Origin of the sequence: Myceligenerans indicum, from assembly GCF_016742955.1 — a bacterium.
In the GTDB taxonomy this organism is placed as follows: domain Bacteria; phylum Actinomycetota; class Actinomycetes; order Actinomycetales; family Cellulomonadaceae; genus Myceligenerans; species Myceligenerans indicum.
Genome location: NZ_JABBYC010000105.1, coordinates 1 through 3525, shown reverse-complemented (window position 1 = coordinate 3525; position 3525 = coordinate 1). Strand labels below are relative to the sequence as shown.

Here is a 3525-nt window from a genome sequence, read left to right as displayed (position 1 = left end):
GGCAGGGTCGGTCGGTTCTCGGTGGGTGAGATGGGTCGGGCGTGGTCCTGACCTGGGAGGATGGCAGTTCCTACGCGTGCGCCGTGAGGCGCTTGTTGATCGTGCGGTGGTGAGAGGCCGCCGCCGCTGTCCTGTCGCAGCAGGGCGGTTGAAGCTGGGGGCAGCCTGGGTCGTGGGACGACGGCGCGGGTGGGAGCAGCCCTGACGAAGTCACGGCGTGCTGGTACTGCCAGACAGTGCGGGTGTGGTGAGCAAGATGAGAAGGCATACGAGAGGAACCGGTGTTCGCAACGCTCCTCAAACTGTCCACCGGCTCGAACCTGGCGGATCGGGGCCGGAAGCGACGCGTACCCGCTGTGAGGCGGGGAACTCTGGTGAGTCTGGTGTGGGGTGAGCCGGAGGCCGTGACGAAGTGCTGCGGGGTAGTCACGGCGAGGTCGCAGGAGCAAAGCCGGGTGCCTCCCTCATTGAGCGATCAGCGGGTGAACACGGGAACCGTCCCGGGCCTGCCCAGGGCTCGTGCTGCCTGCACGGGCTGGTGGGCTGGGTCCGTCGCCGGCCGAGCGGTCCGGGACGGGGCGGAGTCGTCGTAGTAGTCCGAGGCCGGGAGAGCCGGCCACATGGCGAAGGGCGACAGTGGAGTCAGGAGTGAGGTGCTGTGATACCGAAAGATGCGCTGCCGAATGACGGCGCTCGTCTCGAAGGGCTTGACCAGGATGTTCTGGCGGTCGCGCGTGGACGGGTATCGGAGACGCAGGCCAAGCTTCACCGTTGGGCGGTGACCGATCATGGTCGCCGGTTCGACGACTTGTTCAACCTCGTGCACGACCCGGCCACGTTGCTGGTCGCGTGGGATCGGGTCGCGAGCAACACCGGGGCAAGGACGGCGGGGGCTGACGGTCTGACGGCCGCCATGATTGCCTCGACCGTCAGGGTCCCGGAGTTCCTGCACGATCTTCGAGACGCCTTGCGGACGCAACAGTTCCGGCCGCAGCGGGTGCGGGAACGCAAGATCCCCAAGCCGGGCGGCAGCGGGAAGGTGCGCCGTCTGGGTATCCCGACGGTGACCGACCGGGTTGTGCAGGCAGCGTTGAAGATCGTGCTGGAACCGATCTTCGAGGCCGACTTCAAGCCGGTCTCCTACGGGTTCCGGCCAGGCCGGAGAGCCCAGGACGCGATCGCCGAGATCCACCGGTTCGGCACCCACGGCTACCGCTGGGTGCTGGACGCGGACATCGAAGCGTGCTTCGACACCATCGACCACACCGCTCTGATGGAGCGGGTCCGGGCGCGGGTGAAGGACAAGCGGGTCCTGGGGCTGATCAAGGCGTTCTTGAAGGCGGGCATCCTCACCGAGCTGGGCGAGGAATTGGACACGCCGACGGGGACGCCGCAGGGCGGCATTCTGTCGCCCCTGCTGGCGAACATCGCGTTGAGCGTTCTCGACGAGGCCGCGATGACGCATTGGGAGCCAGGAGGAGCGATGGCCGATCCTCATGGCCGGGAACGTCTTCGGCGCAAGGGCGAGGCGACCTGGCGCATCGTGCGTTACGCGGACGACTTCGTCGTTCTCGTGCACGGCGAGCGTCAGGACGCGGAACGTCTGCGCGAAGAGATCGCTGAGATGCTCGCACCGATGGGTCTTCGACTCTCGGAGTCGAAGACCCAGGTAGTACACATGAGCGAGGGGTTCGACTTTCTCGGGTTCCACATCCGGTGGAAACGCAAGCGAGGAAGCAGCAAGTGGTTCGTCTACACCTTCGTCTCGGACCGGGCATTCAAATCGGTCAAGGCGAAGGTCCGAGCCGCGACACCCCGCACGTCACAGGTCCCGCTCAGGGAAGTCCTGGAACGCCTGAACGCCGCCTTGCGCGGCTGGACGGCGTACTTCCAGCACGCCGTAGCGAAGCGGACGTTCGGACACCTGCGCCAGGTCACCTGGTGGCGGATCGTCCGAATGATGCAGACGCGGCACCGATGGACCTGGCGCCACATCAGGGCATGGCTGACGGACTACACCGGCCGGTGGCATCCGATCACCGCCGATGGGGTCGAGCTGTTCAACCCCGCCGCAGCGACAGTGACCCGATACCGGTACCGCGGCTACAAGATCCCGACACCGTGGCAGCGACCTGCCTGAACAGCCCGCGGCACGACTCCATGGAGAGCCCGTTGCGTTGAAAGGCGCACGGCGGGTTCGGCGAGCGGCACGGGGAAACGGAGCAGCGGCAACGCTGCAACCGCGCTCCGTGCCGACTCTCCTGACCGTCCGCCCGAAAGGACCACGCCCGGTGCTGCCATCTTCCCTGATCGAGGCTGCTGATCGCTACCGGCTTTCGCCGTCGCAGGTGCGGGAGGTGTTGGAGGCTCGGTCGGCGGTGTCGTCGCTGGTGAGCGCGCTTGCGCAGGTGGGTGATCCGCGCCGGGCGGAGGGTCGCCGGTTCGTACTGGCCGGGCTGCTGGCGGTGCTGGTGCTGGCCACGCTGGCCGGGTGCCGCTCGATGCGCAGCGCGTGGTCGTGGGCGCGGGATCTGGAGGCAACGGTGCTGCTGGGGCTCGGGTTCGCCCGCGGGCTGCCGGTCCGCTCGACGGTGGTCGATGTGGTCGGGAAGATCGATATGGCGTGCGTGAGTGAGGCGATGCTGGCCTGGATCGCCGGCCGGCTCGCGGCGCAGGCGGACCCTGGCGGGCGGGTCCATGTCGCGATCGACGGCAAGGCACTGCGCGGTGCCCGGCATCGCGGGGCGGATCGGGCGCCGATGCAGCTGGCCGTGTTCGCCCCGGACCCCGGCGTCGTGCTCGCGGCCGCCGAGGTTCCCGCCGAGCAGGGCAAGGGTGGGGAGATCGCCGCCGCGATCACCGCGCTGGACCAGATCCCGTCGATCGCTGGCTGGGTCGTGACCGGCGACGCGCTTCACACCGTCAAGGAAACGGCCGCCTACCTGCGCCGGCGGGGCGGGCACTACATCGTGCCGGTCAAGGCCAACCGCGCGATCCTGCACGCCGAGGTGACCGACATCCCCTGGAACCAGGTTCCCGCTGCCTGGCGCACCGCCGGGCGAGGGCATGGCCGCGAGGAGGAACGGGTCTACCAGGTCGTGGAGATCACGCAGCCCGAGACCGGCTCGGCCGGCCGGCTCTCGCTACCCGGAGCTCGCCAGGCGGTCCGTGTGACCTCCACCCGCCGCCTGCGCGGCCGGCTGCCGTCGGTCACGACCTTGTACTACGTCACCAGCCTCGGGCCCGAGGACGCCACCGGCCCGCAGATCGCCGACCTGATCCGCGCCAGATGGGGCATCGAGAACCGGCTCCACTGGATCCGCGACGTCGTCTTTGACGAGGATCGCCACACCACCCGCCGCGAGAACACCACGCGACTGGCCATCCTGCTGCGCTCGGTCGCGATCAGCCTGATCCACCTCGCCGGGCTCCCCATCACCGACACCACGACGGCCTGCTACCGCCGCCCGGAAAAGCTATACACCCTGGTCAGATAACGGAACCGAAACGAACTGACCGGCCCTG

The 3525-nt window shown here is 68.4% G+C and carries 2 protein-coding genes; both read left to right on the top strand.

Annotated features, from left to right (window positions below):
• Nucleotides 1-778 precede the first annotated feature (778 nt).
• A complete protein-coding gene (gene ltrA, locus HGK34_RS21995; RefSeq protein WP_201851527.1) occupies nucleotides 779-2140 on the top strand; it encodes a group II intron reverse transcriptase/maturase in 1362 nt (453 codons plus the stop codon).
• Between the two features lie 151 nt (nucleotides 2141-2291).
• Nucleotides 2292-3497 (top strand): ISAs1 family transposase, encoded by a 1206-nt coding sequence (locus HGK34_RS21990; protein WP_201851525.1) that lies wholly within the window; start codon nucleotides 2292-2294, stop codon nucleotides 3495-3497.
• Nucleotides 3498-3525: the final 28 nt, after the last annotated feature.